This is a genomic window from Gallibacter intestinalis (assembly GCF_014982745.1).
GTDB lineage: Bacteria > Bacillota > Clostridia > Peptostreptococcales > Anaerovoracaceae > Gallibacter > Gallibacter intestinalis.
In genome coordinates this window covers 1-23,760 of record NZ_JADCKA010000005.1, presented here as the reverse complement: position 1 = coordinate 23,760, position 23,760 = coordinate 1, and the positions used below count along the sequence as shown (strand labels likewise).

20 protein-coding genes and 1 pseudogene are annotated in these 23,760 nt (G+C 42.1%); 3 read left to right on the top strand and 18 right to left on the bottom strand.

What is annotated here, in order from left to right; translation table 11 throughout:
* From INF20_RS03995 to INF20_RS03915, 17 genes are all read right to left on the bottom strand, one after another.
* Window positions 1-1,749, bottom strand: coding sequence for an AMP-dependent synthetase/ligase (locus tag INF20_RS03995; protein ID WP_226385087.1), 1,749 nt, complete (start codon window positions 1,747-1,749; stop codon window positions 1-3).
* A 15-nt stretch (window positions 1,750-1,764) separates the two neighbouring features.
* Entirely contained in the window at window positions 1,765-2,181 is a 417-nt protein-coding gene (locus INF20_RS03990) for a C-GCAxxG-C-C family protein (protein ID WP_226385086.1), read from the bottom strand.
* Window positions 2,182-2,209: 28 nt separating this feature from the next.
* The gene (locus tag INF20_RS03985) at window positions 2,210-5,464 is read right to left on the bottom strand and encodes a PD-(D/E)XK nuclease family protein (protein ID WP_226385085.1); all 3,255 of its coding nucleotides are present in this window, start codon (window positions 5,462-5,464) and stop codon (window positions 2,210-2,212) included.
* Window positions 5,464-6,111 carry an HAD family hydrolase gene (locus tag INF20_RS03980; protein WP_226385084.1) on the bottom strand — a complete coding sequence of 216 codons (648 nt, stop codon included), beginning with the start codon at window positions 6,109-6,111 and terminating at the stop codon, window positions 5,464-5,466. The genes INF20_RS03985 and INF20_RS03980 overlap by 1 nt, the downstream gene beginning before the upstream one ends.
* 40 nt (window positions 6,112-6,151) lie before the next feature.
* A complete protein-coding gene (locus INF20_RS03975) occupies window positions 6,152-8,413 on the bottom strand; it encodes a Tex family protein (protein ID WP_226385083.1) in 2,262 nt (753 codons plus the stop codon).
* Window positions 8,414-8,452: 39 nt separating this feature from the next.
* Window positions 8,453-9,554 (bottom strand): peptide chain release factor 2 gene (gene prfB, locus INF20_RS03970; RefSeq protein WP_226385082.1). Its coding sequence is split into 2 segments (ribosomal slippage): window positions 8,453-9,478 and window positions 9,480-9,554, totalling 1,101 coding nucleotides; the frame shifts between segments, so codons are not numbered across the junction.
* Window positions 9,555-9,567: 13 nt separating this feature from the next.
* Window positions 9,568-12,339, bottom strand: coding sequence for a preprotein translocase subunit SecA (gene secA / locus INF20_RS03965; protein WP_226385081.1), 2,772 nt, complete (start codon window positions 12,337-12,339; stop codon window positions 9,568-9,570).
* Window positions 12,340-12,533: 194 nt separating this feature from the next.
* On the bottom strand, window positions 12,534-13,229 hold the full coding sequence (locus INF20_RS03960) for a TIGR00266 family protein (protein WP_226385080.1): 696 nt from the start codon (window positions 13,227-13,229) through the stop codon (window positions 12,534-12,536).
* 18 nt (window positions 13,230-13,247) lie between these two features.
* On the bottom strand, window positions 13,248-13,976 hold the full coding sequence (locus INF20_RS03955; protein WP_226385079.1) for an amino acid ABC transporter ATP-binding protein: 729 nt from the start codon (window positions 13,974-13,976) through the stop codon (window positions 13,248-13,250).
* Window positions 13,963-14,634, bottom strand: coding sequence for an amino acid ABC transporter permease (locus INF20_RS03950; RefSeq protein WP_226385078.1), 672 nt, complete (start codon window positions 14,632-14,634; stop codon window positions 13,963-13,965). Before INF20_RS03950 ends, INF20_RS03955 begins: the two co-directional genes overlap by 14 nt.
* Window positions 14,635-14,672: 38 nt before the next feature.
* Window positions 14,673-15,461 carry a basic amino acid ABC transporter substrate-binding protein gene (locus INF20_RS03945; RefSeq protein ID WP_226385077.1) on the bottom strand — a complete coding sequence of 263 codons (789 nt, stop codon included), beginning with the start codon at window positions 15,459-15,461 and terminating at the stop codon, window positions 14,673-14,675.
* A 346-nt stretch (window positions 15,462-15,807) separates the two neighbouring features.
* The gene (locus tag INF20_RS03940) at window positions 15,808-16,272 is read right to left on the bottom strand and encodes a DUF1893 domain-containing protein (RefSeq protein WP_226385076.1); all 465 of its coding nucleotides are present in this window, start codon (window positions 16,270-16,272) and stop codon (window positions 15,808-15,810) included.
* 1 nt (window position 16,273) lies between these two features.
* Complete coding sequence (locus tag INF20_RS03935; RefSeq protein WP_226385075.1) at window positions 16,274-16,801, bottom strand: ECF transporter S component; 528 nt, start codon at window positions 16,799-16,801, stop codon at window positions 16,274-16,276.
* Window positions 16,802-16,831: 30 nt separating this feature from the next.
* A complete protein-coding gene (gene nth / locus INF20_RS03930; RefSeq protein WP_226385182.1) occupies window positions 16,832-17,455 on the bottom strand; it encodes an endonuclease III in 624 nt (207 codons plus the stop codon).
* On the bottom strand, window positions 17,433-18,011 hold the full coding sequence (locus INF20_RS03925; protein WP_226385074.1) for a hypothetical protein: 579 nt from the start codon (window positions 18,009-18,011) through the stop codon (window positions 17,433-17,435). Before INF20_RS03925 ends, nth begins: the two co-directional genes overlap by 23 nt.
* Before the next feature lie 39 nt (window positions 18,012-18,050).
* A complete protein-coding gene (locus INF20_RS07980; RefSeq protein ID WP_318959503.1) occupies window positions 18,051-18,623 on the bottom strand; it encodes a J domain-containing protein in 573 nt (190 codons plus the stop codon).
* Window positions 18,616-19,512 (bottom strand): DUF5685 family protein, encoded by an 897-nt coding sequence (locus INF20_RS03915; protein ID WP_226385073.1) that lies wholly within the window; start codon window positions 19,510-19,512, stop codon window positions 18,616-18,618. Before INF20_RS03915 ends, INF20_RS07980 begins: the two co-directional genes overlap by 8 nt.
* Window positions 19,513-19,701: 189 nt before the next feature.
* Here INF20_RS03915 and INF20_RS03910 point away from each other — a divergent pair, with 189 nt between their 5' ends.
* Genes INF20_RS03910 through INF20_RS03900 form a run of 3 tightly spaced genes read left to right on the top strand, consistent with a single transcriptional unit; the run spans window position 19,702 to window position 23,418 of the window.
* Window positions 19,702-21,624, top strand: a complete 1,923-nt coding sequence (locus tag INF20_RS03910; RefSeq protein ID WP_226385072.1) for an aconitate hydratase — start codon at window positions 19,702-19,704, stop codon at window positions 21,622-21,624.
* A gap of 1 nt (window position 21,625) precedes the next feature.
* Window positions 21,626-22,756, top strand: coding sequence for an isocitrate/isopropylmalate family dehydrogenase (locus INF20_RS03905; RefSeq protein ID WP_226385071.1), 1,131 nt, complete (start codon window positions 21,626-21,628; stop codon window positions 22,754-22,756).
* A 29-nt stretch (window positions 22,757-22,785) separates the two neighbouring features.
* On the top strand, window positions 22,786-23,418 hold the full coding sequence (locus INF20_RS03900) for a GntR family transcriptional regulator (RefSeq protein WP_226385070.1): 633 nt from the start codon (window positions 22,786-22,788) through the stop codon (window positions 23,416-23,418).
* Window positions 23,419-23,543: 125 nt separating this feature from the next.
* On the opposite strand, the pseudogene INF20_RS03895 reads toward INF20_RS03900, so the two are convergent.
* Window positions 23,544-23,760, bottom strand: a pseudogene (locus tag INF20_RS03895) (IS5/IS1182 family transposase); the annotation flags it as partial.

Below are 23,760 nucleotides of genomic sequence, written 5' to 3'. Positions count from 1 at the left end.
TTACTGATCTCCTCCGTTCAGATTGCTTTCGAGATGTCTCTTTATCTTTCTTGTAGTCGTCTTTTCAAAGTCAGTCTCTCTTATCCCGAAACGCTTTACTCTCTTATATGTCGGCATATTTTCATTTACGCCGTCTATTATGGACTGCATCAGGGCACGAAGCTCCTCGTGGCTTATATCACCCTTTTCGTCCTTTATAAACTGATAGTTAGGATATATTTCAGCCTTTACGATAACATCATCGTTTCTCGGTCCATCCACTCCGTGTACCAATACCTCTTCGATGTAATCGCTTTTAGATAGATAATATTCAACTTCCTCAGGGAAAATGTTTTTACCGTTCTTGGTAACGATAACGCTTTTCTTTCTTCCCGAAACATAGAGGAATCCGTCTTTATCCATATATCCGTAGTCTCCGGTGTACAGCCATCCGTCTCTTATGGCCTCCGCCGTAGCTTCTTCATTGTGATAATAACCCAGCATCACCGAAGGACCTTTACATATGATTTCACCGATGCCGTTTTCGTCTTCATCGACGATTTTTACCTCTGTACCCGGCATAGGCAGTCCTACGGAAGCAGGTCTGCTGTATCTGTCCTTGTTAACCGCAATTATAGGGGCATTTTCTGTCATACCGTAGCCCTGAATCATCGGAAATCCCATTGCCTGATAGTCTTCAATTACGGCAGGATTTATCGCAGCTCCCCCTGCAATAAACAGAGAAATAGCACCGCCAGTAGCTTCGTGAATCTGTCCAAAGATTTTCTTTGTTATCCAAGGATGATTGTATAGCTTCCACTTTTTAGAAAGCTCTACCATTTTCCTTAAGGTGTCCGCCTTACCGGCTTTTTCTACCTTTTTCCATATCTTTTTATGCATCATTTCAAAAATGAGAGGCACAGCCAGCATTACATTTGCCGGAATCTCTGCCATATTTTCCTGAATGTGCTTAAGGCCTTCACAAATTGCCAGAGTCATCCCCTGGTAAAGCCCAGTCATTATGTGACATGTCATTTCATATGTATGATGCATCGGCAATACCGAAAGGCCTATGCCTTTTTCCATAATCTGCACATACTTTGACATGTTATAGACATTTGCCGATATATTTCGGTGGCTTAGCATAACGCCCTTTGCAAGGCCTGTTGTTCCTGAAGTAAACAGCAAGGCTGTCATTGCATCTTTATCTATTTCAGCGTCTTTAAATCTGCTATCGCCTTCTTCAATGAGCTTTTCGCCTTTTGCTATTAGCTTTTTAAAGGAAAGCTCATAGCCTTCATCTTCTTCCAGATCCATGCGTATGAAATGCTTTATGCTTTTTATGGCATCCTCGTATTTCATCACTTCATTCATGGTCTTTGTGAGCTTTTTGGAATATACCACCGCAGATACTTCGGCACGACTGAGAAGGTTTGCAACTTCCAATGCCTTAAGCTCTCTATCTATAGGTACGATTACCCCTGTTCCGTTTACAGTTGCAAAATATGTAACAACCCACGGATAGCTGTTTTCACCGATTACGGCAATTTTTTCGCCTTTTAGACCCATATCGATAAATGCGGTACCAAGGCCGTTTATATCCTTTTCAAATCTGCTGTATGTAACAGGCACAAATTTTCCGACTTTTTTATCCTTATACAGGAAAGCCGCTTGATCTGCGTGAGTTTCAAAGCTTTCCGCCAAAAGTTCTCTTAAGTCAGATATCTCTCTCGGATTATATAAACTATCTTTATATTTAACTTTGTTCATTGCCGGTACTCTCTTTTACTCTTCACCAATAAACTTGCTTACTATCTCAATGGCATCCTCTATGCAGCCGTTGCATGATCTGAGCATTTCGCCGCCATCAAGGCCTTTAAGCTTGCTGCAGATTACAGAACCGTTCTTTTCTTCAAAGGCATCCATAAATCCGCTGCCTATTTTATAAGTATCCTGCTTGCTTGTAACTTTTTCTGTATTTCCGTCTGCATTTTCAAGTCCTGCAAGCAGAACCATTGCAGTAACTGCACCGCATACGCCCTTAGTGCCTGCGATGCCTCCGCCAAAACCTTCACTGATTTTAAGAAGTGTTGACTCGTCTATTCCATATCTGTCCTTAAAGGCGCATGTTACCGCCTGAGAACAGCTGTATCCTCTTTTTCTGCTTTCAATTGCAATCTGTTTTCTTTCTTCTGTTTTCATATTTTCTACCTCCTGAATATCTTTGTTATTATATCATATTGTAACTGCATCCTTCAACAGATAGGTCGAATTTGCAAATTCCCTTATACGTGCAATATTGACAGGCTTCAACATTACCCACCTTTTTAGGCTTAATGCCGATTTCTCCCTGTGATAGTTCCTCTGCCATTTCCTTTACCTTACTCATGACTTCACCGGTCAAAGCATCAAAGTCGGTTTTGCTCATTATCCTGTTTTTTCCTTTAAAGATTTTACCCTCCGGGTCTATGGCCTCTGTAACGCCACTGTCTCCCAAAAGGAATCCGTCCAGCTTATATTCGCTGTCCAGATTTGCCTCTCGGTCTCTTTTGCCTGTTTTCTTAGGATTTTTTACCATCGCATCCTTTACATGGAAGTAAAAGGCTCCTCCCGGCTTAAGATCAATACCCGAGGATGCCATCAGGTATATAAACAGCTGCAGCTTTACTCCCGCCTTTGCCTCAGCTTCGTTATAGCTGTCCTTACCTGATTTGTAGTCTATTACCTTGCTGTAATCGTCCTTGAGAATATCAAATCTGTCTATCTGACCCTCTATGAGAACTTTGTCAGTTGCAGCCAAAGCAGGCAGCTGCTTGTTTTCTCCGAAACCTGCTTCAAACATCATATCCTTTATGCTGCCCTTTCTCACCTGCTTTATAATCATCCAAATAGAATCGTTGCAGACTTCTTTAATTCGCTCGTACCTGTATTTTTCCACATTGCCGCGTTTTAAAAGCCCTTCATTGTATTCCGATGCTATCTGCGACAGCATTTTTTCCGTCATTTCCTCGACATCCTGTCTTGTGACCGTCATCCACGGAGAATTAGAATCCGTTATATCCATGCCCTTTTCTTTAAGGCCTTCGGACAGTTTTTGGGAAACTCCCATTATGCAGCTGTGATAGATGCTGCCCGCTTCAGGGGCTTCCACCTTGTATTCCTTAATTTCCTCAGGTCTAAGTCCGTATGAAATAAAATGGGCGAAAGGACATTTACCGAACTTTTCCATTCGTGACGGACTGACCTTAAGGATTCCCTCTTCTGTTTTTCTGTAAAGCTCTGCTGCCCTTGCACCTTCGCTGCTGCCTACACCAAATCTTTCGGTAATTGCATCTGCAATTTTTTGCACATCTTCACTTTGGGAAAACCATGAAAAAACTTCAGCCCATACCCTTTGATCAAATTTTACGCCTTCATCTTCTTCCTCTTTTCCCTCTGCGATTTCTCTCATGGCACCGATAAGATTATTTACCGCAGCATCTCTGCCTCCTATAAAGTTCTCTGGATTCCCCTCTGCAAAAATATCCTTTTCCGGCTTTATTTTAAGCATCTCACAGACTTCAGAAAATACCTGGGAAGCCTCAACTCCCTTTCCCTCGTTGTCGGAAGCCGCATAACTCATATAAAGATGCTCCTCCGCCATGGAAAGATTTCTGTATATGGCCATGGATTCCTCCATGCTCATCAAGCTTCCCATATTGCATATGTCTATATCGTTTTCTGCAAGGATTTCCTTTTCCTCTTCACTTAATATGCCAGCTTCATCTCTGTCCATGGGAAGCATGCCCTCTGAAGCATCGAGAACAACAACAGCCTTTACACGGTTTCGTCTTGTCCTCTGCATATTACCCATAATCAGACTGTCAGCTCCCGGAGGTATCAATCCCAGCTTAACAGCTGAAAGTCCAGTGTTAAGTAACTTTGAAAATTCTCTCGCAGATATTTTTTCATCTCCGATAATCTCTTTCATCTGATTGAAAATATCCGTCATCTTATCCCATATCTGCACGGTCTGCGCAGATTGCTCCAGCATGCCTGCTTTATCCTGACTTTCTGCCATGGCATTGAGCTTATCCACAACTGCACATCTTCCTTCCATGTGCCTTATTATGGCATCCACTCTTTCCGATAGATTTTCTGTCTCCTTAAATTCCTGGCAAAAAGCTTCAATAGGCTCAATTACCTTTTTCCTTATATTTTCAATTTCTTTAAGGCCTTCATCCCCATAGACTCCAGCCCCTAGGGTAAATGGTTTTATCCATCTGCCTCTGGTTATGCCGTATCTTTCAGCATATATCTCAAGACTGTTTGCTTCCTCTGCATCAAGCACCAGTCCGCTTTTGATGTATTTCATCACATCCTCTCTGCGATAAAATCTTTCAGCTACATCCAAAAGCGCTACAGTTGCCATAACAACTGGATGACCTGTAATATCTCTCTTATTGTCGATAAAGAGCTTCATTCCGTATTCTTCAAAAACTCTTTTATACAGGTATCCTTTGTTTTCCAAGTCATTGGAAATAACAGCTATATCTCCGTATTTATATCCTCTAGCTCTGACAAGGGATTTAACATGAGCAGCTGCCGTCGCCGCTTGGTTGTAAATATTGGCGGCTCTTACCACTTTTATGCCACCGGCGCTCTCTGTGATTTCAGGTACTGCTGTAAAAAGTTCCTTTTCTATGTGAGCAATATCCGGACTCATTTTTCTTTTATATGCATCATCTATTTTAGATATTTGTACATCCGAATAATCCCTTTTAAATCTGTTTATAAGGCGTCCTGTCAGAGCAAACAGTTCACTGCTTTTATCTTCATCAGAATATGTCAGCACGATATTAACCGCTTTAGCCCATTTTTCAAGGCTTTTTATTACGGTTAAATTTTTTTCAGTAAAGGAATCAAAGGCATATATCCATATGCTGCTTTCTTTTACAAAATCCGCCTTATCCATATTTTCAGCAAACAGACTGATTTTGTCCTCGCTGTCTGTGTACTTGTCCTTTATGGCCGCCTCATAATCTTCAAAAATTAGCTGCATTTCCGACAGCTTTCTATGCAGAAGGCTGCCTTCCTCAATATGACTTTTTGCTTCATTCAGATTTGCCGGACTTACCTCGTGCTGCTTAAATTCAGAAATCAGATTGTTTACAAGGGAAACAAAATCCTGCTTTAAGGCGCTTCCGCCAAAAACCTCCAGCTGCTCCCTTCTCTTGGCGATTATGCCCGTAAGAAGCATCTGTCTGCCTTCCAAACCTATAAAGTTTTTCCTGATACCAGCCTTATCAAGCACTCTGTTTCCCAGTCTTGAAAAGCTCATAACATCAAGATCTATAAAAGCATCCTTGTGCAAATAAAAGAAGGCGTCCTTCTCAGCCTGCAGCGTAAACTGATCAGGTACGATGAGTATGGTTTTGCCTTCCGTATGTTCGTATATAAATTTCGATTTATCTATATCTTCTCTGCCGTAAAATATGTTCAGCATTAGAATTTCTCCAAAACATCAAAAATATCTTCAGCTCTTTGCAAAATCTCGTCGGGAGCATACTCTCCCATATCCTCAGGCTTTTTATCAAGCACATTCCATCCCACCAGTATGGACTTGACTCCTGCCCTTTTGGCACTGATAAGATCATACATGGTATCACCTATCATTACTGTATGTTCCGGTGCAGAGCCAAGTCTTTCCATTGCCATGTAAATCGGCTCCGGCTCAGGTTTATGCTTTTCACATTTATTGGCGGTGATAAGCTCATCAAAACAATTTAAAATCCCGCACATTTCAAGGCCCTCCACAGAGGATTTTTCTCCCCTTGATGTCACCAGTGCTACTTTAAATCCTCTGACCTTAAGCTTTTTTACCATTTCCACAACACCGGGAAATGGCTTCATCATCTGCTCGTGATGTTCTGCCTGATATTCCTTATATATGGCAAGGGCATCATCGGGATCCATTTCCGGAAAGAATTTTTCAAGGGAGGTTCTGAGTGGCTCCCCGAAAGTAACCTTTAAAACCTCCTCTTCAGGCTCTATGTTTCTTGTAACTTTATATAGATGCTTCCAGGAATTTACGATTCCTTCTCTGGTATTCATCAAAGTTCCGTCAAAATCTATCAGAACCGTATCTATCATAATAATCTCCGTTTCTATTAGCTATCAGTTATCTATCAGTTTATTTAAGCTTCATTGTAAGGGAAATCTTTTGTCTTTCCTTATCAACCTCGAGGATTTTAACCTTTACAGTATCACCTACGGAAACCACATCCATAGGATGCTTTATAAATCTGTCGCTCATCTGAGAAACATGAACAAGTCCATCATTTTTTACACCGATATCCACGAAGGCCCCGAAGTCTACAACATTTCTGACGGTTCCCGTCATTTCCATTCCCGGCTCAAGGTCATCAAAGTCCCTTACATCCCTTCTAAATACAACCTCCGGCGCATCCTCTCTTGGGTCTCTGCCCGGTTTTTTAATTTCCTCAACTATGTCTCTTACGGTAAATTCACCGATTTCCAGCTCCTGGGCCATCTTATCCATAGCTTTGCCAAGATTCTTTAGCGGATTATCCTTTTTAGGAGCCATATCCTTTAAAGCCGCTAAACCTTTCGCTCTGCTCTTTGGTCTTTCCTGCTCATTTGGTGCAAACTGGGTGCATACTCTTTCCTCAATATCAGCTACTCCGCCCTTTGCCAAATCTTCGCCCTTTATGCCCAAGGTCTTTAAAACTCTTTCAGCAGCTTCATAAGACTCTGGGTGAACGGATGTGGCATCAAGAGGATTTTTACCGTCGGAAATTCTTAAAAAGCCTGCACACTGTTCAAAGGCTTTAGGTCCAAGCTTAGGAACCTTCTTAAGCTGCTTTCTATCGCTAAATGGACCGTTTTCCTCTCTATATGCAATTATATTTTTAGCAACGGCACTGCTTATACCTGCAATATGCGAAAGCAGAGAAGCAGAAGCCGTATTAAGATCAACACCTACTCTGTTTACACAATCCTCCACAACATCATCCAAAGCCTTTTCCAGGTTTTTCTGATTTATGTCATGCTGATACTGACCTACACCTATGCTCTTTGTAGGTATCTTAACAAGCTCTGCCAAAGGGTCTTGAAGCCTTCTGCCAAGAGACATCGCGCCTCTCGTGGTTACATCTAGATCAGGATACTCTTCTGTGGCAAGCTTCGATGCCGAATACACTGAAGCGCCCGCCTCATTTACTATTGTGTATCTGATATCCCTTCCGGATTTTTTAATATATGAAGCAACCACCTCTTCGGTCTCACGGCTTGCTGTACCGTTTCCGATTACTATGGTATTTATCTTAAATCTATCTGCCAGTTTTTCCAGAGTTCTTTCGGTACCGGCTATATCTTCCTTAGGCTTAGTAGGATAAATTGTCGTATAAGCAAGGAGCTTTCCTGTTTCATCTATTACCGCTACCTTACATCCAGTTCTGTAGCCTGGGTCTATGGCTATAATCCTTGCACCTTTTACAGGAGGTGTCATAAGCAGCTTTTCGGTATTTTTAGCAAAAATCTTAACCGCTTCAGCTTCCGCTCTTTCCGTAAGAGCATTTCTTGTCTCCCTTTCCACGGAAGGCGCAATAAGTCTCTTATATGAATCCGCTATAGTTTCATTGAGAATCTCTGTAAATATCGAATCGCTGTTTGTAATCACCTTATCGGCAATGGCTCTTTCCATCGATTCGGTATCGGTTTCCACCTTAACCTTTATAAATTCTTCCTTTTCTCCTCTGTTTATCGCCAGCACTCTGTGATTTGGCATCTTTGATACAGGCTCACTGGAATCATAATACATTTCATAGACGGATTTAGCCTCCGGATCTGTGGCCTCTGTTTTTATCATGCCATGAGCAGCGGTTTTTTCTCTGATGATATCAATGATTTCTGCATCATCGGAAATCATTTCAGCGATTATATCCATGGCTCCCTGAATTGCATCCTCAGGAGTTTCTACTCCCTTTTCTGCGTCAACAAATTCCGCCGCCAGCTCCTTTGGCTCCCCTTCCGTAAGTTTCTGCTCAAGGAAAGTGAGTGCAAGAGGTTCAAGTCCCTTTTCTCTCGCCTTAGACGCCCTTGTGGCCTTTTTCTGTTTGTATGGCTTGTACAGGTCTTCAACTCTCTGAAGAACTTCGGCCTTCATAATCTCAGCCTTAAGTTCTTCTGTCAGTTTTCCCTGCTCATCTATAAGCCTTATAACCTCTTCCTTACGCTCTTCAAGTCCTCTCAGATATGCCAATCTTTCGTCGATGGCTCTCAGAACTTCATCATCAAGGCCTCCTGTAGCTTCCTTTCTGTATCTGGCTATAAAAGGAATCGTGTTGCCCTGGTCGATAAGGTCTATTGCCGCACTGACCTGGCTTTCACGAACTCCAAACTCTCCTGCTATTTTTGCCGCTATATCCGTCATCTGTTCTCCTGTTTTATATGATAATAACTATGCTGTATCCTATATCTTTTGCTTAAGTTCTTCATTGATAAAGTAATCCAGATCTCCGTCTAGCACTTTGTCTACATTTCCCACTTCAGCTCCGGTTCTATGGTCCTTTACCATGGTGTATGGATGGAACACATAGGATCTAATCTGGCTTCCCCATGTAATCTGTGAAAAGTCTCCTTTAAGCTCCTTAAGATTTTCCTTATGCTCCTGTTCTGCCAGTTCCATGAGTTTTGACTTGAGCATTCTCATGGCCATTTCCCTGTTCTGATGCTGAGATCTTTCGTTCTGGCAGGACACCACAATATTTGTCGGAATATGTGTAATCCTAATGGCAGAATCCGTCTTATTTACATGCTGACCGCCTGCTCCGCTGGATCTGAAAGTATCTATCCTCAAATCCTCAGGATCGATTTCCACGGTTATCTCATCGTTGATTTCAGGCATTACATCCACCGATGCAAAGGAAGTATGTCTTCTGCCTGAAGAATCATAAGGAGAAATCCTTACAAGTCTGTGAACGCCCTTTTCGTTTTTAAGATAACCGTAGGCGTTTTCTCCTTCTATAAGAAGTGTTGCGGATTTGATGCCGCCCTCCGTATCCTCTTGCAGATACAAAAGCTTTACACCGTATCCGTTCTTTTCTCCGTATCTTGTGTACATTCTTAAAAGGATTTCCGCCCAGTCCTGAGCATCTGTTCCGCCTGAGCCTGCATGAATATTAAGAATCGCATTACTGGCATCATATTCTCCTGTGAGAAGTGTCTTTATCTTTACCTTTTCGAACTTCTCATCGTATTCCTTACCGAGATTGATGACCTCCGCTGCAGTAGCTTCATCGTTTTCCTCTTCTGCCAGCTGAATCATAACCTCGATGTCCTCAAGGCTCTTTTCCAGATCTTCGTATTCACCTAGCTTATCCTCAAGGGCTTTTTTGTTTTTTAAAACACCCTGAGCCTTTTCTCCGTCATTCCAGAAATCCTCTTTCATGGTCTCCTTTGTGAGACCGTCTATCTTTTCCCTAAGCCCAGCCGGGTCAAAGGGACTCACCTACCTCTTTAAGGTCTGCTGCCATCTGGGGCAATCTGCCCTTCAGTTCTTCCAGCATAACCATTTAAATCACCCCTTTATTTATCTTTTCCGCAGCAGTATTTATACTTCTTGCCGCTGCCGCAAGGACAAGGGTCGTTTCTTCCAACCTTTGGTTCTTCTCTCTTTACAGGCTGCTGCTTAGGCTTTTCCCTTTCAGGTACCTGCGCTGCCTGAGGAGCTCCCGCTGCCATTGCCTGCTCTGCTGCCATCTGTCTTTCAACCTCTGCAACATCTTCCTTCTTTTCTTCGCCGCCGGAAATAATTTCCTTACGCTCTGTCTTTGTTGCAAGGGTTACATTGTAGCAGAATTTCACGGTGTCTTCCTTGATGGAACCGATCATTTCCTCAAACATATCAAAGCCTTCCTGCGCATAGGCTCCGGCAGGATCCTGCTGACCGTATCCTCTAAGGCCGATACCACTCTTAAGCTGATCCATGGCATCGATGTGATCCATCCACTTGCTGTCCACAACTCTTAAGAGAATCATTCTTTCCAGCTCTCTCATACGGTCTACACCGATTTCCTCTTCCTTTTCCGTATAAAGCTTTGCAAAGGCTTCCTTAATTTCTTCAATAAGGCTTTCCTCTGTCATGGACATCAGATGGTCTTCGCTGGTATCAACTCCTTCAAATCTCGGACAAATTCGTCTGAGATTCTTTGTAAGAGTCTCAAAATCCCATTCCTCAGGGAACTTGCTGCCGGCTGTTACAGGAAGCACGCAGCTTTCAATAAGTTCACCTGTCATATTGGTGATATATTCCTTAAGGTCCTCACCAAAGAGAACTTTCTTTCTTTCTCCATAGATGATTTCCCTCTGCTTGTTCATTACATTGTCATACTGCAGGACATATTTTCTTGCTCCGAAGTTCTTGCCTTCCACTTTTTTCTGAGCGTTTTCAATGGAACGGGTAATCATCTTTGCTTCGATTGCTTCATCCTCGCCAAAGCCCATTCTCTGAACCATAGCCTGCATTCTCTCGCCGCCAAATAGTCTTAAAAGTTCATCTTCCATGGAAATGCAAAATACTGTTTCACCAGGGTCTCCCTGACGACCGGAACGACCTCTCAGCTGGTTATCAATTCTTCTGGATTCATGTCTTTCGGTACCTATTATGCAAAGACCGCCGGCATTTCTAACCCTCTGCTGCTCGTCCTTTCTTTCTTCCTTGAACTTATCATGAAGTCTCGTAAACTCTTCTCTTGCAGCTTTAAGCTCAGGATCATCGGTAGGAATAAGAGTTGCCGCAAAGGCGATTACATCGGAAGGATAGCCTTCCTTAGCCATTTCCTTTCTTGCTTCAAATTCCGGGTTACCACCCAGGATAATGTCCGTACCACGACCGGCCATATTTGTTGCAATTGTAATAGCCCCCTCACGACCGGCTTCGGCTACTATCTGAGCTTCCTTTTCATGATTCTTTGCATTAAGTATATTAAAGCCCTTAATGCCTCTCTTTTTAAGCATTCCAGCTATGAGCTCGGAATTTTCTATGGAGATTGTACCAACCAGTACCGGCTGACCCTTTCTGTGGGCTGCCTCCACTCTGTCTGCAATGGCGTGATATTTTCCTCTTTCAGTAGTATATACCGCATCCTCGTTATCGATTCTCTGAATAGGTTTGTTTGTAGGTATTACCACAACATCCATGTTGTAAATATCACGGAATTCGTCTTCTTCAGTTTTAGCCGTACCTGTCATTCCGGACAGCTTCTGATACATTCTGAAATAGTTCTGCAAGGTGATTGTAGCAAGGGTCTTGGATTCAGATCTTACTTCTACACCTTCCTTAGATTCGATAGCCTGATGCAGACCGTCGCTGTATCTTCTTCCGAACATCAAACGACCTGTAAATTCGTCTACGATTACTATTTCTCCGTCCTTTATGATATAGTCAACATCCTTTTTCATGATGTAATTGGCTTTAAGAGCCTGCATTACATGGTGGTTTACTTCCATGTTTTCAGGGTCGGCGAAGTTTTCAATTTCAAAGTAGGCTTCGCACTTTTTAACACCATCTTCAGTCAAGGAAACCTGTTTATCCTTTTCCTCAACGGTGAAATCCTCTTCAGCCTTAAGACCTTTAACGAATACATCCGCCTTTTTATACATATCGGTGGATTTGTCTCCTCTACCGGAAATAATGAGAGGTGTTCTTGCCTCATCTATGAGGATGGAGTCCACCTCGTCGACAATGGCAAAGTTAAGTTCTCTCTGCATCATGTTTTCCTTGTAGAGAACCATATTATCTCTCAGATAGTCAAAACCGTATTCGTTATTTGTACCATATGTTATATCCGCCTGATAGGCTGCCTTACGCTCTTCTGTAGGAATACCGTGAATAACACAGCCCACTGAAAGTCCTAGGAAGTTGTAGCACTTGCTCATCCACTCGCAGTCACGCTTTGCCAGATAGTCGTTGACAGTTACCACATGAACGCCCTTGCCTTCCAAGGCATTAAGATATACAGGAAGTGTTGCCACCAAGGTTTTACCTTCACCTGTTTTCATTTCAGCTATTCTACCCTGATGGAGAACGACACCACCTATAAGCTGCACTCTAAAGTGTTTCATACCGAGAGTTCTTGCTGCTGCTTCACGACATACCGCATAGGCCTCTGGAAGAATATCGTCCAGAGTTTCACCGTTTTTAAGTCTTTCTTTAAATTCCGGTGTTTTGGCCTTAAGCTCATCGTCGGAAAGAGCCTGCATGCTTTCGTCAAGGGCTTCAATTTCGTCTACTATTTTTTCTACTTTTTTGACTTCTTTGGCATTGAGATCACCAAAGATTTTTTCCATTAATCCCATATTTTTCTACCTTTCCTAACTTATCTTTCTTATCTTTTTATCACACATTGATTACTTCTTTACACAACTAATAAATTATACCATAAATAGCGCCAAAAAAATCATAAAAAATAGGCTTTCCAATAAGGAAAGCCCTAAGCGTATCGAACCCTTAGAGAGATTCGTCAATCTTCTGTTTTTATCGCTTATATTTTTTAATTTCCTGTCGGAATAAACGGCCTTACAGCATCCGCCAGATTATGGATATTTCTTGTCTGAATAAACACCTTACCCTGTCCATGGAATTCATTTACAACACCTTCGCCAGTCTTAAATCCGAAGGTTCCGGAAGCCACATGTATATCGTAATCCAGTGAAGCATCCCATGCTACCACATGTTCGTTATCAATGGTGAGCGGTTTATCCGGTGTAATTTCCATTGTAAGTATATCTCCAAAGGCAGATACTAAAATGTTTCCTGTTCCCTGAGTTTCCATCACAAAGAATCCACCTGTGCCACCCATAAATGCTTTTCCTATGCTCTGGGATTTCATAACATATTCAACTCCGTTATCACAGGCAAGAAATGCTCCTGTATTAAGTCTATACTGTGTAGCTCCGCTCACATCAAGGCTTACGATTTTGCCCGGTGTTGCCGGTGCAATGCCTATAAATGCATCGTCGGAAAGACCATGAGCGTGGGTTATAAAGATGCTTTCGCCGCTGGTTACGCTGCGGCCGATTGCTCCAAGCACTCCGCCAAGACCTTTTTTACCGCTGTTCATCTTTCCTTCCAATTCCACATTGGAAAGATAAGCCATTGCTCCATTTTCGATTTTAACGGTTTCGCCGTTTATAAGTTCAATATGTACTAAAGGGCAATCAGAATCGCCTAAAATTTTATACTTCATTTTATTTCTCCATTTACTTTAAACATTCAGCACCTTGCTGAGAAAATCTTTAACTCGTTCTTCCTTAGGATTGTCAAATATCTCCTCCGGAGTTCCTTCCTCCACAAGATATCCGCCGTCCATAAATACAACTCTGTCTGCAACTTCTCTGGCAAATCCCATTTCGTGGGTAACTATAACCATTGTCATGCCTTCGGCAGCCAGATTTTTCATTACTTCAAGTACATCCCCTACCATTTCCGGGTCCAGGGCAGATGTAGGCTCGTCAAAGAGCATAGCTTCAGGCTCCATGGCAAGGGCTCTTGCAATGGCAACCCTCTGCTGCTGTCCACCGGAAAGGGACTTTGGATATTCGTCGGCTTTATCAGCTAAACCAACCATTTCCAAAAGTTCATGGGCTCTTTTAACTGCATCGGCCTGAGACATTTTAAGCACATTTATAGGCGCCATGGTGATGTTTTCAGTTACCGTTTTGTGAGGAAAGAGATTAAAATTCTGAAACACCATACCCAATCTCTGTCTCACCTTATTTATATCCACATTTGGATCATTTATCTTTTCATCATCCAGATATACCTCACCGGAAGTAGGCTCCTCCAAAAGGTTTAAGCATCTTAAAAAAGTACTTTTGCCTGAACCTGAAGGTCCTATAACGCAGACAACTTCTCCCTTTTCTATATTTTCATCTATTCCTTTGAGCACTTCGTTGTCTCCGAAGCTCTTATGTAAGTCCTTAACTCTTAACATCTGTAGACATCCTCCTTTCCACATAATTCATTATCTTTGAAAGAGGAATTGTCAGTGTCAGATATACAAATGCCGTACCAAAGTAAGCAGGGAAATATACAAATGTGGATGACGCCCACAGCATACTTGCCCTTGTTATATCTGTTACGGAAATTACAGACAATATCGCTGTTTCCTTAATCAGAGTTACAAACTCATTACCTAAAGCCGGAATAATAATCTTTACAGCCTGAGGGATTACAACAAGTTTCATGGTCTGTCCATGGGACATACCAAGAGACCTTGCCGCTTCAGACTGACCCTTATCTATAGCCTGAAGACCGGATCTGATGATTTCTCCCACATATGCCGAAGAGTTGACACCACAGGCAATTATGCTGGCAATTACCGGTGTATCCCATGTGAACATTATTCCGTTGCTCTGAAGCAGCATCGGAAGACCCATATACAATATCAGGGCCTGTACTACCAGAGGAGTACCTCTAAGTACATCAACATATACCGATGCTATTCCTCTAAGCACTTTTACATTTGATGTTCTGCATAAAGCGACAATCAGGCCTAATACCAGACCAAGCACAACGGCTACACCGCTGATAAGCAGTGTAGTCGTCGCTCCGCTATATGCAATTTTTATACCTTCAATATAATCCTGCATCTAACGATTTTCTCCTTTACTAATTCAACTGTAACCTTTTATTTTTCTGCCAGTCCCCATTTTTCAAGGAGTTCATCAAATGTTCCGTCTTCCTGAACATTCTTAAGTCCTGCGTTAATCTTGTCAAGAAGTTCTGTGTTGCCCTTCTGAACTGCAATACCGTAAGATTCAGTTGTTACGTTTTCACCTACGATTTTAATGATGTCAGGCTGCTGGTTCATGTATTCCAGAGTTACAGGCTTGTCGTTAAGCAGAGCATCAACTGCACCAGTGTTTACTGCCTGTACTGCATCGTTAACCTTATCAAATCCAACTGCTTCTGCAATCTTACCTTCTTCTTCAAGCTGCTGAGCTACATCCATGCTGCTTGTTCCAACCTGGTAAGCAACCTTCATATCGCTTGTCAGATCGTCAACAGAATTAATTGTGTTGTTGTCATCAGCTACTGCCAGTACAACGCCGGAGTCAAAGTAAGTTTCTGAGAAGTCAACTTCTGCTTTACGTTCATCGCTTGCCCACATACCTGCAGCTACGATATCAGCGTTTCCGGACTGAAGTGCCGGGATAAGGCCATCAAAGTTGTAGCTTACAAATTCAACGCTGAATCCCTGATCTTCAGCTATAGCATTCATAAGATCCATATCGAATCCTACGATGTTACCGTCTTCGTCAGTTGTGTCAAACGGTGGGAATGTAGGTTCAGTTGCTACTGTATAAACCTCACCGCTGTCGCCGCTGCCGCTATCGCTGCTTCCGCAAGCTGTTACTCCTACTACCATGATCAATGCCATGCATACGATTGAAATTTTCTTAATCCAGTTTTTCATTTCCTCTCTCCTTTTCCGAACTCTTTGTTCTTTTTAACTATTTTTCGATACGCAATAAGTTTTCTTAACCTTAAACTTTTTTAATTTTGTAACCGGTCTTTTTATCTCCTGCCGGGTACAGTAATAGTTATACACCCATACAAATAATTTTGCAAGCATTTTTTGAAAATTTATTCATATTTTTTGCATATCCGAATATTTTTTGTATATTTTCTTTCGTGTTTGTGTATTTTTCGTGTATATTTATACTATGCAGCATATTCTTTCCAAAACTTTTTTTGAGCGAAAAACAAAATCGAGGTTAAGATAGCCTCGATTTCAAATATTATTTATATTTATTTTCACTTTAAAGCATACCCAATTCATTCATTTTGTCGAAAACCCTAGCTATGCCATCCTGCAGATTATCCGTATCCATCACAGCGCTTTCCATAGGGCAAAGGCCGTCACCTGTGCGGTTTATAATCTTTGGTGTCTTTTCATCATATGAATATGACATGTCGTTGATTTCCATAATCTTTTGCGCCGGCTCACTTATTAGCTTGCCGTGAACATATGCAGCGTTTCCATCAGCCATAAACATTGCACTGGCTTTACCTATTACCTTGTCCACCACAACGGCATCTTCTAGATCTCCGCAAAACCACGCATCTGCCACTGGCGCTATGCTGCCTCCCGTATGTTCAAATATTATGCCGTCTTTATATATAACGCAGGTTGTATCATCACCAAAGAAATTATTTTTAAGCTCTTTGGCAATGGCTGCATTTATTTCCGTTTCATGTCTGTTATTACAGTTGATATCTGTCATATCAGTATTCACCGTTTACCTTTCTGAGAAGTTTAACCATCGGCGGTATCAGCGCCAGCTGAAGTATCATACCCGGCACTCCCGCACTGATGGAAAGGAAGAACATCTGCATGTTCAGTCCCGCTATGCCAAGCAGGTTTATCATTATTACATACATCAAACCGCTGGCTATTCTACCGCATATCATTGTCACAATTAAACCCAGATATACGCTTTTTATTTTCTTTCCCACAATTCCAGCAGCTGCACCGTAACACATAATTTCCACTGCCATTATCGGCATTGTAAGCACAGGCGGCATCTGGAAAAGCATACATGAAATAACAGGGCTCAAAAAACCTACTATCATTCCAGATCTGCTACCTAACAGATATCCGGCCAGTATTGCAGGTATATGCATCGGCAAAAGCACTTTACCTACATCCGGCACCGGCAGAAAATGAAACATCTGCGGCAATAATATTCCAAGAGCTAAAAACAGTCCCGTATATACAACTGTTTTACTTGTACTTCTTATATTCTGATTCATAATTACACCTCTCCTTTAGTCTATTTACGATTAGCATTTCTTTTTGCAAAGGTTTTTTATAACGCACTCATCACATTTCGGATTTCTTGCAGTACAGCATCTTCTTCCGTGAAAAATAAGGCTGTGATGAGTTTTGGTCCATCTGTTTTCAGGAATCGTCTTCATCAAGGCCAGTTCTGTCTTTAAAACATCTGGTTCATTTACAAGGCCTATCCTGTTTGAAACTCTAAACACATGAGTATCAACAGCGATTCTCTGATGCCCAAAGCCCACTGCCATTACCACATTTGCCGTCTTGCGCCCTACTCCAGGAAGCTTAACAAGCTCCTCATCTGACTCCGGCACTATACCATCGTATTTTTCCACAAGCATTTTAGCCAGGTTGATGATATTTTTCGACTTGGTCCTGTACATTCCGATTGTTCTTATTATCTCCGCAACTTCCTTTTCATCGGCCTGAGCCAACTGTTTTGGAGTTTCATATTTTTTAAAAAGTTCCGGCGTAACCTTGTTTACACTGACATCTGTCGTCTGTGCCGACAGCACCACTGCAAGTAGCAGATGAAACACACTGTCGTAATCAAGGGCGCATTCCGCATCCGGATATTCTTTTTCTAAAAGATCTAAAATTTCATTGACCTTTTCTTTCTTCATCGCCATTTTGGTCCTCCGATAGCCTAAAGTCAATTTTTTCTCTCTTTATCCTTTTTCTGTATATATTTACCGCTAAAGTGAAAATATAATCATACAAGAGGAACATTATCACTCCACCGATGATGATTATCGCCATAGGCATATCAGGAAGCTCGATGTTCCCCAGAAAAAGCCCCTTAAAAAACTTCAAGGAAGCAGCCGATATGACACCGAAGAATACAACTTTAACTACAATCTGTGCCCATGCCGCACTGATTTTTTCTGTATAATACTTTACAAATCCGTACAGCCCAAAAAACAATCCGTAAGGAAGTATTGCAAATTTATTAGGCACCAGTATAAACGACAGAATGAGCGCCCCCACATAGACTAGCGCTCCTCCCTTTAATCCGTTTTCCATTATAACGACACCGGAAAACAGTCCTGCGATGGCATAAAAAGTCATCTCTGTACCCGGTATCAGTGAAGCTCCCACAAGGGAAGCTACTGTCAACGCCAGGCACAATGCAGATACTGCCAGCTTCGTGGTGTCCGTTCTTTTATAAGCACCGTTCATGCTTTATTCCTCCCAAGAGCAATTACAAACATTTAAAACTTAAATGCAGTCACAGCACATATCCAGACAGCAATAGCACTGTAGTGCCTGACAGAAAGCATCCTCTGTGGATCTATATCCTCTACCTGCTGCTGCGTTTCTGTATACTCCGCCGGAGCTCATAAGAGCACTTAACGCTCTTCTGTATTCCTGATTTTGAGGATCCATGCTTACGGCCTGCTGAATTTTACTCATGGCATCATCATACCAACCTTTTTTATATGAAATCATACCGGAAAGGAATATCCACTCGGCATTCTTAATTTGGATTCTACTGAGCATAGCTTCAGCTGCACCTAAATTGCCCGCATCTATTTCCCTTCTTATGGATTCAAACTGTGGATCTCTTGAACCTCCGCCATAAGAACCGCCGGAAGCACCTGCCCCCTTATTTTTCATCAGCATTTCATAAGCCTCATTGACTTCTCTAAGTTTTTCTTCCGCCAAATCCGCCAATGGATTATTCTGATATTTGTCAGGATGATATTTTTTTACAAGCTCCCTGTATGCAGCTTTAATTTCCTCTTCCGAAGCGTTTTCCTTCACTCCAAGGACTTCATACGGATTAATCATTATCGTCTTCTCCTTTTTCTTCTTTGCCGAGCACTTCTTCTGTCTTTTTAAGAAGTCCTACATATACTATATTCTCTATTATTCCTCTGTTTTTCTTTATATCTAAAAGGTCAAAGGCCTTTGCAATTTCCGAAAGATAGATTACGAGATTTCTCTCCACATCTTCTTTTATTCTTTCTCTGAAAGCCGTTGCCCCCTCATCCTTATACTCAAATCTGTATAGCAGCGGATTATATGCACCGCTTTCTATGTTTTCCTCTATATCGTCATAGGCATCCATAAGATAAATCCATTTGCCTAAATGGTATCCTACCCTTGACAGTATTATTTCGCTTTCCTTTATATCACATCTAACGCTGACAGTTTTTAGCCCTTCCGAAAAAATGGTTTCCATTATTTTAGCAAAGGCTTCCGCCGCTGCATCTATACTGGCACACTTTTTCTCTTCAAGGCTAGTAAGACCAGACAGGTTTTCTTCTATTCTGGTACACAACTCCGGCCTTGCAGACTTCAGTTTTTCAAATCTGCCTTTCATCATACTGCTGATTGCCTGAGCCTTTTTATTTCCTTCATCTCTGATATCATCGGCTAATTTATACCATGCAAGTATTAGCATGACATCAGCTGCAAAATCAATAGCATCCGAATAAGCTATGGCCTTTTTCTTAACAGGATTTATTATGCAACCTTCTCTAGAGAGGTTTTCTCCTTCGTCATCAAGACAATCTAGTACAACTGCCAAAAAAGCCGCATCATAGCTCAGTACCATTCTCGGTATCTGTCCATATCTTCTGCCGATGGATTTGCAGACACCGCAGTAGTATGCTTTATACAATTCTGCTTCTCTGACCTTCATCTCAGGTCTATATGCAACTACATATCCCAGCACATCCATCCCTTCTTTCTTTTTTTACATTCACGGACGCTATTGTATCATAAATGCCTTGGATATTCCACAAAAGAAATCCTAAATTACAATATATTTATTTTCCTTTTTATACCTCTAAAACATTGACATAAACCTACTGGGGTTATATGATTGTATACAAGAATACAATCGCACAGAACGGAGGTAATTATGGGTAAAACTTTAGCATACAAGATACTGGAAAATCATCTGCTTGCAGGAGAGCTTGTTCCAGGTACTGAAATCACCATTAAAATGGATCAGACCCTGACTCAGGACTCTACAGGCACAATGGTTTATCTACAGCTTGAAGCAATGGATGTGGACAAGGTTAAAACTGAGCTTTCAGTTGCCTACATCGATCACAACACACTTCAGACGGGCTTTGAAAATGCCGATGACCACGCATTTATAAAAAGCGTAGCCAAAAGACACGGAGTGCTTTTCTCAAAGCCTGGTAACGGCATATGCCACCAGCTTCATCTGGAAAACTACGGTATCCCAGGCAAAACTTTGCTAGGATCCGACAGCCATACACCAACAGGCGGCGGACTTGGCATGATTGCCATAGGTGCCGGCGGACTTGATGTGGCTGTTGCCATGGCAAAGGGCACATATTCTTTGACAGTGCCTAAGGTAATCAACGTTCAGCTTAACGGAAAACTCAAGCCTTGGTCATCTGCCAAGGATGTAATACTCAAGGTTCTTCAGGAACTCACCGTAAAAGGCGGCGTAGGTAAAATCGTAGAATACACAGGCGAAGGAGTAAAAAGCCTTTCAGTAACAGACAGAGCGACAATCACAAACATGGGAGCAGAGCTTGGAGCGACAACATCCATTTTCCCAAGTGATGAAAACACTAAAAAATACCTGGAATCCCAGGGAAGAGGTGAAGACTTTGTAGCTCTAGCAGCGGATCCTGATGCAGTATACGACGAAACTCTGGTTATCGATCTTGATCAGCTTGTACCGATGGCAGCAAAGCCTCACAGCCCTGACAATGTTGATACTGTGGCAAACATCGGCGAAATCAAAATCGATCAGGTTGCCATTGGAAGCTGCACAAACTCTTCATATGCAGACCTTATGAAAGTAGCTGCTATCCTCAAGGGCAAAAAGGTTCATCCTGATGTTTCCCTTGTAATATCACCGGGCTCAAGCCGCATACTCAAAAAGCTGGCTGAAAACGGAGCTCTCGCAGATATGATAGGAGCCGGCGCAAGAATCATCGAAAACGCTTGCGGACCTTGCATCGGTATGGGACAGTCACCTAAATCCGGAGCTGTTTCCTTAAGAACCTTCAATAGAAACTTTAAAGGAAGATCAGGCACTTTAGATGCCCAGGTATATCTGGTAAGCCCTGAAACTGCTGCAATCTCAGCAATAAGAGGAGTTCTTACCGACGGTAGCACCTGTGGCGAGGCTATGCCAACCATAGAGGATGCAGACTTCCCTAAAAACGACAACTTTATTATCTATCCGGAAGGCTGCAGCGTAGACAACACTCCTGTAGAAATGGGACCTAACATTAAACCTTTCCCAAGAAATGAACATCTTACAGATACAGTTGAAGCAGAGGTTTGTCTCCATGCCGGCGATAACATCACGACAGACGATATTATGCCGTCGGATTCAAGACTTCTGCCTTACAGATCCAACGTGCCTTACCTTTCAAACTTCTGTTTTGAAAAGATAGACGCAGGATTTGCAGAAAGATGTAAAAATGCAGGAGCTTGTGCTATAGTCGGAGGCGAAAACTACGGACAGGGTTCCTCCAGAGAGCATGCCGCACTGGCACCTTTATATCTGGGAGTAAAATTTGTACTGGCCAAGTCCTTTGCAAGAATACACAGATCAAATCTGATAAACAGCGGAATACTACCACTGGTATTTGAAAATCCGGCAGACTACGACGACTTTGCCATAGGCCATAAATTGGTAATCGAAAATGCTATTGCTCAGCTCGACGGCGAAGCAATCACAGTTAAGAATCTGACCAACGGCAAGGAATACAAAGCTCGTGGCAACTTCTCAGATCTTGAAAAGAAAATGATACTGGCAGGAGGTAAAATCAACCTCATCAAGGGAGAATAATATGGAAGATAATATCTTAAAGATAAAACAGATAATAGAAGAGCAGCTAGCCAGAGTGGAGAGAATGAAGGCCAACAACACTCCTACCGACTTTGCCGCTCTTGATAAAATAATCATAGGCGCCGCTGCCGGTGACGGTATAGGTCCGGTTATTATGAAAAGCGCCAGAGCCGTACTGGAAAAGCTGCTGGCAGATGAAATAGCATCGGGCAAAATCGAAATCAGGGATATCGAAGGTCTTACCATAGAAAACCGCGTTGAAAAAATGCAGGCAGTACCTGATGATGTTTTAGAACAGATAAAGCAGTGTCATGTATTGCTTAAAGGACCTACAACAACACCAGGCAAGGGAGACGGCCTTCCAAATATTGAAAGTGCCAATGTAACCTTAAGACGCGAACTGGATCTCTTTGCAAATGTTCGCCCTGTAACTGTTCCAGAAAAGAATATCGACTGGATATTTTACAGAGAAAATACAGAAGGTGAATATGCCTTAGGCAGCCGAGGCATAGATATTTCCGATGAAATATCCATGGACTTTAAGGTAACAACAGATGCCGGTACAAAACGTCTTGCCCGTGCGGCTTTCGAATACGCAAAAAACAACGGCAACCTTAATGTTTCCATAATAACAAAGGCGAACATAATGAAAAAGACCGACGGAAAATTCCTAAGCCTATGCTACGAAATGGCAAAGGAATATCCTGAAATCAAAACTGACGACTGGTACGTGGACATCTGTGCTGCAAATCTGATTAACGATCAGATTAATTCCAACTTCAATGTTTTTATCCTTCCTAATCTCTACGGCGATATAATCACCGATGAAGCCGCTCAGATTCAGGGAGGCGTGGGTACAGCCGGAAGTGCAAACATCGGCAACAGATACGCAATGTTTGAAGCTATCCACGGCAGTGCTCCTCGTATGGTAAAGGACGGCATTGCAGAATACGCAAATCCTGCCAGCCTCCTTAAGGCCTGCGAAATGATGCTGCGCCATATAGGATACACAAATAAAGCAGAAAAACTGTGTGCTCTGGTGGATGAAGCTTCAGCAGCTTTAGACATGCCGGGAGACGGCACAGGCAATACTGCCGCTGAGTTTACTGATTTTATCTTACAGAAACTTTAGCAAAACCCGTAAGAAAGAAGGAAAAGCAAATGGCAATTTCAGCTGACTTATATACCACTTTAAGAGACGACATACTTAACGGCACAATTACAAGCGGCTCTAAGCTTACGGAAAAGGTCCTTTGCGACAAATACGGCATAAGCCGCACCCCTGTCCGTGAGGCTCTTCAAAAGCTTGAAATAGAAGGTCTTGTGGAAAGCATACCAAACCGCGGATTTTTCGTGCTTGGCTTAAGTAAACAGGACTATCTTGATATGTTCACTTTAAGAAAGGTATATGAGATACAGGCCATTACATGGGCCATTGAAAGGGTAACCGACGAAGAATTTGAAGAGCTGGAAGAGCTCTACGAATTTATGGAATTTTACACCATGAAAAACGATATGGCTAAGATGCTTGTCATCAACATGAACTTTCATCAGATGATATACACGGCTTCACATAATAGGATGCTTAAAAACCTGCTTTCCTCCTATCAGGAAATGCTTAAGCATGCAGAAAGTCCCTTCGCCAATAAAAGCGATGACTATCTCAAGCAGGTATTCAAAGAGCACAGCGCCATATTTGAAGCATTCCGAAAACGGGATGTGGATGCCGGCATAGCTGCCATGACGATTCATATGGATAATTCCAAACAGCGTTATCTCGAACATATGAAATAAACTAAATAAAACAAACAAACGGAACTCCATTAAAGCGGAGTTCCGTTCAGACCGTAGACAAAGACCCAGTCTCAATTTCGAGATTGGGCTTTTTCTTTTTCCCACATAAAACTTTAGAGGTGGCTTTAGTTCATAATTGGTATCGGTTTAGTTACAATATTTCTTAAATACTGCAATAATCGTTTGAAAATTGAAGTATCAGTAAGGGTACTGTTTTTTCTTGATAGTATCCTTACTAATTTCTTCATATTCATACAAGCAAAGGTGAGTCCAACTTTCATACTCATCTTCGCTTTTCCAATCTGCTGTGTATATCTCATAGCATGATGCTCTTTTGCCGTA

Bases quoted from the DNA above. Each gene is read 5' to 3' on its own strand.
- INF20_RS03995 (WP_226385087.1), bottom strand. From the start codon at position 1,749: ATGAACAAAGTTAAATATAAAGATAGTTTATATAATCCGAGAGAGATA.
- INF20_RS03990 (WP_226385086.1), bottom strand. From the start codon at position 2,181: ATGAAAACAGAAGAAAGAAAACAGATTGCAATTGAAAGCAGAAAAAGA.
- INF20_RS03985 (WP_226385085.1), bottom strand. From the start codon at position 5,464: ATGCTGAACATATTTTACGGCAGAGAAGATATAGATAAATCGAAATTT.
- INF20_RS03980 (WP_226385084.1), bottom strand. From the start codon at position 6,111: ATGATAGATACGGTTCTGATAGATTTTGACGGAACTTTGATGAATACC.
- INF20_RS03975 (WP_226385083.1), bottom strand. From the start codon at position 8,413: ATGACGGATATAGCGGCAAAAATAGCAGGAGAGTTTGGAGTTCGTGAA.
- secA (WP_226385081.1), bottom strand. From the start codon at position 12,339: ATGGGATTAATGGAAAAAATCTTTGGTGATCTCAATGCCAAAGAAGTC.
- INF20_RS03960 (WP_226385080.1), bottom strand. From the start codon at position 13,229: ATGAAGTATAAAATTTTAGGCGATTCTGATTGCCCTTTAGTACATATT.
- INF20_RS03955 (WP_226385079.1), bottom strand. From the start codon at position 13,976: ATGTTAAGAGTTAAGGACTTACATAAGAGCTTCGGAGACAACGAAGTG.
- INF20_RS03950 (WP_226385078.1), bottom strand. From the start codon at position 14,634: ATGCAGGATTATATTGAAGGTATAAAAATTGCATATAGCGGAGCGACG.
- INF20_RS03945 (WP_226385077.1), bottom strand. From the start codon at position 15,461: ATGAAAAACTGGATTAAGAAAATTTCAATCGTATGCATGGCATTGATC.
- INF20_RS03940 (WP_226385076.1), bottom strand. From the start codon at position 16,272: ATGACAGATATCAACTGTAATAACAGACATGAAACGGAAATAAATGCA.
- INF20_RS03935 (WP_226385075.1), bottom strand. From the start codon at position 16,801: ATGAATCAGAATATAAGAAGTACAAGTAAAACAGTTGTATATACGGGA.
- nth (WP_226385182.1), bottom strand. From the start codon at position 17,455: ATGAAGAAAGAAAAGGTCAATGAAATTTTAGATCTTTTAGAAAAAGAA.
- INF20_RS03925 (WP_226385074.1), bottom strand. From the start codon at position 18,011: ATGAACGGTGCTTATAAAAGAACGGACACCACGAAGCTGGCAGTATCT.
- INF20_RS07980 (WP_318959503.1), bottom strand. From the start codon at position 18,623: ATGATTAATCCGTATGAAGTCCTTGGAGTGAAGGAAAACGCTTCGGAA.
- INF20_RS03910 (WP_226385072.1), top strand. From the start codon at position 19,702: ATGGGTAAAACTTTAGCATACAAGATACTGGAAAATCATCTGCTTGCA.
- INF20_RS03905 (WP_226385071.1), top strand. From the start codon at position 21,626: ATGGAAGATAATATCTTAAAGATAAAACAGATAATAGAAGAGCAGCTA.
- INF20_RS03900 (WP_226385070.1), top strand. From the start codon at position 22,786: ATGGCAATTTCAGCTGACTTATATACCACTTTAAGAGACGACATACTT.